5 protein-coding genes and 1 riboswitch are annotated in these 6,641 nt (G+C 73.0%); all 5 genes read right to left on the reverse strand.

What is annotated here, in order from left to right; translation table 11 throughout:
• Window positions 1–982: TPM domain-containing protein (locus H5J29_RS16545; RefSeq protein ID WP_181781856.1), on the reverse strand; the 982-nt coding region annotated here is incomplete at its 3' end.
• 17 nt (window positions 983–999) lie between these two features.
• Complete coding sequence (locus H5J29_RS16550; protein ID WP_181781857.1) at window positions 1,000–1,461, reverse strand: HIT family protein; 462 nt, start codon at window positions 1,459–1,461, stop codon at window positions 1,000–1,002.
• An 11-nt stretch (window positions 1,462–1,472) separates the two neighbouring features.
• On the reverse strand, window positions 1,473–1,889 hold the full coding sequence (locus H5J29_RS16555) for an SRPBCC family protein (protein WP_181781860.1): 417 nt from the start codon (window positions 1,887–1,889) through the stop codon (window positions 1,473–1,475).
• Window positions 1,889–4,099: a maltose alpha-D-glucosyltransferase gene (gene treS, locus H5J29_RS16560; RefSeq protein ID WP_181781858.1), complete on the reverse strand. Its 2,211-nt coding sequence runs from the start codon at window positions 4,097–4,099 to the stop codon at window positions 1,889–1,891. Before treS ends, H5J29_RS16555 begins: the two co-directional genes overlap by 1 nt.
• A 200-nt stretch (window positions 4,100–4,299) precedes the next feature.
• Window positions 4,300–5,673 (reverse strand): aminotransferase class V-fold PLP-dependent enzyme, encoded by a 1,374-nt coding sequence (locus tag H5J29_RS16565; protein ID WP_181781859.1) that lies wholly within the window; start codon window positions 5,671–5,673, stop codon window positions 4,300–4,302.
• Between the two features lie 52 nt (window positions 5,674–5,725).
• Window positions 5,726–5,839, reverse strand: a riboswitch (SAM riboswitch).
• Between the last annotated feature and the right edge of the window lie 802 nt (window positions 5,840–6,641).

Below are 6,641 nucleotides of genomic sequence, written 5' to 3' on the forward strand. Positions count from 1 at the left end.
AGGCGAGCCCCGCGACGTACCCGGCCGCGTCCGCCTCCAGGCCGCGGAGCCGGTCGAAGGCCTCGACCTGGGCGTCGAGCCGCTCGTCGGCCTGGGTGGCCAGCCGCAGGATCTCCGCGTGCATGGCCCGCTGCTCGGGCTCGGTCTCGGGGACCTCGTCGTCGAGCTTCTGGCGGATCTCGAACGCGCCGACCATGTCCGCCCGCGAGGCCTCCAGGGCCGCGGCGAACTCGGCGACGGCCTCGTCGCCGAAGTGCGCGCGGGCGGCGGAGAGCTCGCGCTCGGAGGTGCCGACGGCGTCGTCGACCTCCAGCAGCGCCTGGCTGGACCGGAAGCCGAGGGCCTCCGTGGTCTCGCCCGGGAAGGGGTCCGGCGGGCTCTGCGGGGCGGGAGCGGCCTCGGAGGTGGTCTTCGCCCTCCGCCGCCGCCTGCTCAGCAGGTACGCCCCACCGCCGACGACGACCACGCCGCCGACCACGTAGGGCACCGCGGACCCACCGCCGCCCCCGCCACCGGACCGCAGCCCGTCGGCCAGGGCCACGGCGGCACCGGCCCAGTCGGACTGGGCCAGGCGGGGCTGGACGTCGTTGCGCTCGATGGCGTCCGTGGCGGACTGGGAGAGTGGGAAGCCCGCGTCGAACGAGGTGCCGTAGGCCCGGTCCCCGGTCGCCACGGCCAGCAGGACCTGGTTGCGGCCGAGCTGCGAGGTGTCGGCGGCGGCATCTGCCCAGGCCTGCCCGTCCCGCCCGTCGAAGGACCGGACGTAGACCACGTAGAGGTCGTAGCCCGCCTCGGACCGCAGCTGCGTGATCGCCTGCGTGACCCGGGAGAGCCCGGCGGCGTCGAGCGCTCCCGCGCGGTCGGTGACCCGGTCGTTCACCCGGAAGGGAGCCTCGGCCGAGGCGCTCCCGACGACCAGCAGGAACGGCAGGACGAGCAACGCGGCGAGGGCGGCCCACCGGCGCACCACGATCTGGGTCACCCGCCCATCTTGGACCCTCAGGCCCCGCCGATCAGCAACGCCTGCAGCTCCAGCGCGATCCGCTCCCGCAGCTCCTCGTGCGCGGGGCCCGCCAGGTGCTCGTCGGCGTGCAGGTCCGGGTAGCGCCAGACCGGCATCGAGCGGTACTCGTCCGGCTCCCAGACGTACCGGGCGTGGACGTGTCCGTGCAGGTGGGACCAGCTGTTGCCGAGGATCTCGTAGTTCAGCCTGCGGAACGCGGCGTCGCCCTGCAGCGCGGTGAACACGGCCTGGCCGAGCAGCGCGAGGTCCTCCAGGAAGGCCGTCCGCTGGGGTGGCTCGAGATCGGTGAGGTGCTCGGCCTCCCCGCGGGCGATCAGCAGGCAGTAGCCCGGGAGCTTCTGGTGGTCGCCGAAGACCGCGTAGCCGGAGGCGGTCTCGGCGAGCAGGTTCGGGGGCTTCTCGCCGTGCCGCAGGGCGGCCAGCCTGCCGTCGCTCATGTCCCGGGAGGCTATTCGGCTCCGGCGTCTCCCGCACCACCGAGCAGCCGGGCGAGGGTCTCCAGGTCCTGCCGCACCAGCCCGACGTCTCGGGCCAGGTCCTCCGCGCTCATGTCCGGCCGCCGTCGGACGGTGAACAGCACGTCGCACCCCTCCTCGTTCGGCAGGATGCGGATCGGGTTGGCCACGACCTCACCGCTCGGGAGCGTGACGTCGTGGTCGGCGATCCCATGCTCGTTGCGCGGGACGAAGGACACCTCGACCTCGCCCATGGGCGACCGGCTGATCCACCGCCCCTCGCGCAGCACGACCTCGGTGTCCGCCAGCCCGGAGGCCCACTTCGGCAGGTTCGTGGGATCGGTGACGAACGCGTAGACCGCCGCGGCGGGCGCCGCGACCTGGACGGCGACATGAGTGCTCGGCAGCATCACGACGGCAGCTCCAGCAGCAGCGAGTGGCCCTGGTGGGGCTCCAGCTCGACGACGAACGCCTGCAGGTCGTCGACCACCCCCACCTCCTTCTCCGTGAACATGTCCACGACGCGGGAGCCGGGCACGAGGTGCTCCGAGCGGACCGTGCCGCTCACCGCGTCGCCCGCGAAGTTCAGCACGGTGACGTGCTGCGATCCCGAGTCCAGCTCGTGCACCATCACCAGCATGCCCCGGTGCGAGACGTCCGGGACGTCGAGCTGGCGGCTCGTGGCGATCCCGTGCCGGGACCGGACGGCGAGGATGGCCTGCAGCTGACGCAGGAAGCTGCGCTCGTCCGCCAGCTGCTCGGGCAGCGGGCCGTAGAGCGAGCGGCCGCGCGGCATCCCCGAGCTCGACCTCGTGGCGTTCGGCGCCGCCCCCATCAGGTCGTGGGCGGCCCGCGAGATCCAGCGGGTGTCGCCCTCGCCGATCAGCTCGGCGACCTCGTCGGTGGGCAGCGTGAGCATGCCGGTGAGGTCCCAGCCGGAGAGCGCGAACACGCCGGGCTGCAACGCGTTGAACATCGCCAGCAGCAGGTGGACCCGCATGATCTCGGGCACGTGCTCCGTGGTGATCTCGTCCAGCGACCGGATCCCGAGCGTCGCCGCGATCACGGTCGCGGTGGTGCAGGCGATCCCGTTGGTGGTGAACACCTTGTTGTAGTCCACCCCGACGAGGGTGTCGGACAGGTCCGCCCGGATCCGCTCGGCGAGGGCCTCGCCGGTGATCTCCTCGCCCGCGAACTCGTACAGGTCCTCGCGGTGTCCGGTGGCCCAGTGCACCAGCTCGTAGGTGAGCTCGTCGTGGTTCTGCAGGGCGTGCACCAGGCCGGCCGGGTCCACGCCCAGCTCCAGCGACGTCCGCAGGGTCAGCCGCAGGAACTCGGTGTCCCCGGTGACGAGCGCGTGCTGGTAGGCGGGCCGGTTCACGAAGTCGTACGACAGGTCCGCGCCCGCGGCGGCGGTGGCCCTGATGTCGTCGATCGTGAGGTTCAGCTCCTGGAAGGTGAAGCCGCCGATCTTGCGGACCATCGAGCCGATCAGGTGGTTGGCCGCGGCGGACAGCGGATGCCCCTCCGACCAGGCCGGCAGGCCCTCCGCGGACTTCTCGACGCCGAGGAACCCGTTGGCGTCCAGGCGGAGTGCGCCGGAGCCGAGGTCGGCCATGGAGTGCAGCGCGTCCCCGATGACGAGCCTCATCCCGGCGAACGAGGGGTCGAGCCAGTTGATGGACGGCTGGCCGTCCTTGAAGTAGTGCAGGTAGACCCAGCGCCGGGAGACCCCGTCCACGCCGACGACCGGCTTGGTGGCGCTCCAGTTCGTCTCCTTGACGCCCTCGGCGTAGAAGATGACGCGCTGCAGCCTGCCGATGATGTAGCCGGCCTTCTCGAGCGCCTCCTCCTCGGTGGCGTCGAGGTTGGCCGAGTCCCGGCCCGGGGCCACCTCCGGCAGGAGGTTCCAGTCCTCCTCGTCGATCTCCACCATGTGGTAGATCCCGGGGTAGTCCGCGTACTTCATCTCGGCGAGCCGGAAGTCCGCGCCCTTGCCGGTGTGGCCGGGCACGATGTCGTCGATGATCGTGCCGCCGGACCAGGTGGCCATGCCGCACATCGCGCGGAACTCGGCCTCCGTGCCGAAGGCGGGGTCGATCTCGGTGGAGATCCGGTCGAAGTGGCCGTCGACGGAGCTGGTGGGCTGCCAGCCGGAGATCCCGCCCGCCCGCTTGACCGGTCCGGTGTGGACGGCCTCGATCCCGACGGCGGAGAAGACGTTCCAGAGCTCCTCGTCGCCGAGGGCGGCGAGGAAGGACTCACCGGGCCGGGTGATGAAGGAGATCGGGTAGGCGGTGAACCACACCGACGCGGTCTCGACGGCCTGCCGCGGGCCCGGGTCCGCGAAGGGGTTCTGCCACATGGTGCCCTGGCCGGAGAACTGCCGGGCGATCTCGTTCGCGTCGGCCAGCATCGACTGGCTGAGCAGCCAGGACACGTAGGCCGGGTTCTCCCCGGTCGCGGCGCCGTCCTTCGCCACCGAGCGGCGGACGACCGGGGCCTTGGCCCGGGCCCGGTGCCGCAGCGTGCGGGGACGCGCCGGATGCAGGTGCTCCGCGTAGGTGATCTCGCTCGGCTCGTGGGTCTGGCCCTCCGCCTGCGCCTGCTCCTCGGTCATCCACTCTCCGTGCTCGCTGGGGCCCGTTGTCGCCCGGGGGAGGGTGTACCACCCACGCCTCCGGGGAAACGACGACGACGCGCCGGCGATGCGCCCGCGCCCGCGGACCGGACGCCGAGCGGCACCACCCCACCGGCGTCATGGAGCCACGACCGTCGTCGGCGGGGGTCGAGACGACGGATGTGGCTCCATGACGCTCGTCAGTGGCCGCAGCCCGCGCCCGCGGACCCGGTGGCGCCGAGGCCGAAGGGGTCGAGGTCTCGGGTGTCGTGCAGCGGGACCCAGCGGCCCTCGACCTCGTGGTAGTCCGCGGCCGGACCCTGCTGTGCGATCTCGCGGACCGCCGCGACGAGACGGTCGACGTCCGACTCGCCGGTGTTCAGGCCGAGGCTCACGCGCACCGCGTCCGTGCCGCCTGCGAGCCGGGCGAGCAGCGGGTGGGCGCAGAAGCGGCCGTCCCGCACGCCGATGCCGTGCTCGGCGGACAGCGCGGCGGCGACCAGGCCCGCGGGCAGGTCCGCCACGGTGAAGCCGGTGACGCCGACGCGGTCCGTCGTGTCCGCCCAGATCCGCAGGGGCTGTACCTCGGGGATCTCTGCCAGACCGGCGGTGAGCCGCTCGAGGAGCGCCTGCTCGTGAGCCGGGGCGGCGGTGTCGATCACCGGGTCCAGCGCGCGGCAGGCGGCGGCGAGCGCCGCGGCGCCCAGCACGTTGGGGGTGCCCGCCTCGTGCCGGTGCGGGGCCGGGGCCCAGCTGACCTCGGCGGCGTCGCCCTCCACGCCGACCGCGCGCACGGCCCCACCACCCGCGAGGTAGGGGGCGGCCACGTCCAGCCAGTCCCGACGACCGACGAGCACGCCCGCGCCGTAGGGCGCGTAGAGCTTGTGCCCGGACAGCACGAGGTAGTCCACGTCCCAGCCCGCGACGTCCACCCGGCGGTGCGGGGCGAGCTGCGCGGCGTCGACCACCACACGGGTGCCCGCGGCGTGGGCGAGCGCCACGATCTCGGCGATCGGCGGGATCTCGCCGGTGACGTTCGAGGCCCCGGTGATCGCCAGCAGCGCGGTGGGCCGCTCGGCCAGCGCGGTGCGCAGCCCGTCCAGGGTCTCCGCGAGGGTGTCCGCGGCGCAGAGCACCCGGTGGTCGCCGCGCCAGGCCAGCAGCGTGGCGTGGTGCTCGACGTCGAGACACAGCGTGGCCCCCGGCACGGCGCCTGCCAGCAGGTTCAGGGCGTCCGTGGTGTTGCGGGTGAACACCACGACGTCGGACTCCCGCGCCCCGACGAACCGCGCCACCGTGCCGCGCGCGGCCTCGAGCACCGACGTGCAGACCTGGCTGGCGTACCCGGCGCCGCGGTGGACGCTGGAGTAGTAGGGGAGCAGCTCGGCCACGTGGTCCGCCACGGCCTGCAGGGCAGGGGCGCTCGCGGCGAGGTCGAGGTTCGCGTACGGCACGGTCCGGCCGTCGACGAGCGGGACGGGCAGCCCGGTGCCGACCAGGGCCGGGAGCGTCGCGTCCGGAGCGACGGCGGCGGGGGCGGGGGCGGCACAGGGGGCGATGGTCGTGCTGGACATGGCGATCCTCCCGGATCCTCATCGGACCCGGCAGCATCGCTCACCGAACGCGGGTCCGCGCTTGCCGCCCGCGGGTTCGCGGCGGCCAGGTCGTCACCCGGAGCACCCCACCGCGGAGGAGGGTTGCCGACCAGCGAGCCGGGGCTTGACGCTGGCACTCATGACCTGCCGACGACGGTAGGCAACGACCGCGGCCGCGGTCAAGTGTGAGCCGAGCCATTCCAGAATGACCGGACATTGACCGCCGAACCTTCCCAGAACGGCGGAGATTGTCCGAACCCGACTCCGTGTCGCCGCTTTCCGATCGATTTCGTCCGTGTTTCACGAATGGTGTCGCCCTGGGTGATGATCACTGCGTGGTGGGGGCGCCCGAGTGAGGGTGCGCAGGGGGTCGCAACTCCCCGACGTGGCGGAACGCGCCCGGTTCCCGCGTCCGTGCACACGATGGGGTGAAGTCGGCGGGTTCTGGGGCTGCTCGGGAACGGTGTGCGACGGACCCCGAAAACGCGCGAATTCGCGTGGCCCCCGTCACGAAATGGGCCGAAAACCGCGGTTGCGCGGTTCTGGGAACGGGGCCTCCGCAGGGGCGCCGCGGGTCGTTGATCCATCCGGGTGGCACAGTTCCGGCATGCGCCTCTCCGAAACGTTCGTGTGTCGACGTCATGTCGACCTCGGGCGTGTGGCGAGCGCGCTGTGTAGCGCGACGGTGAGCTGAGGCCGGGGTCCCTCCCGGACCCGCCTCCCCGGCCCTCGCTCCGGCGCCCCGCCCCGAACCCGCGTCCCCAGCGGGGGTGCGGTGTGCGCCAGGCCCGGTCCGACCCGAGGCCCCGCCATGTCCTGCGGACATCCACACAGGACTTTCCAGGGCCCTGGTCCCGCCGAGCCGTCCGCTCCCCCGAAGAGAAGGAAGGACATCCGTGTCCCGACACCGAATCCGACGACCCGCGTCGTCGGTCACCCGCCTGGCA

This window comes from Pseudonocardia pini, from assembly GCF_013870575.1.
Taxonomy (GTDB): domain Bacteria; phylum Actinomycetota; class Actinomycetes; order Mycobacteriales; family Pseudonocardiaceae; genus Pseudonocardia; species Pseudonocardia pini.

Excerpts from the sequence above, each read along its gene's own strand:
- H5J29_RS16550 (WP_181781857.1), bottom strand. The coding sequence starts at position 1,461 with ATGAGCGACGGCAGGCTGGCCGCCCTGCGGCACGGCGAGAAGCCCCCG.
- H5J29_RS16555 (WP_181781860.1), bottom strand. The coding sequence starts at position 1,889 with ATGCTGCCGAGCACTCATGTCGCCGTCCAGGTCGCGGCGCCCGCCGCG.
- treS (WP_181781858.1), bottom strand. The coding sequence starts at position 4,099 with ATGACCGAGGAGCAGGCGCAGGCGGAGGGCCAGACCCACGAGCCGAGC.
- H5J29_RS16565 (WP_181781859.1), bottom strand. The coding sequence starts at position 5,673 with ATGTCCAGCACGACCATCGCCCCCTGTGCCGCCCCCGCCCCCGCCGCC.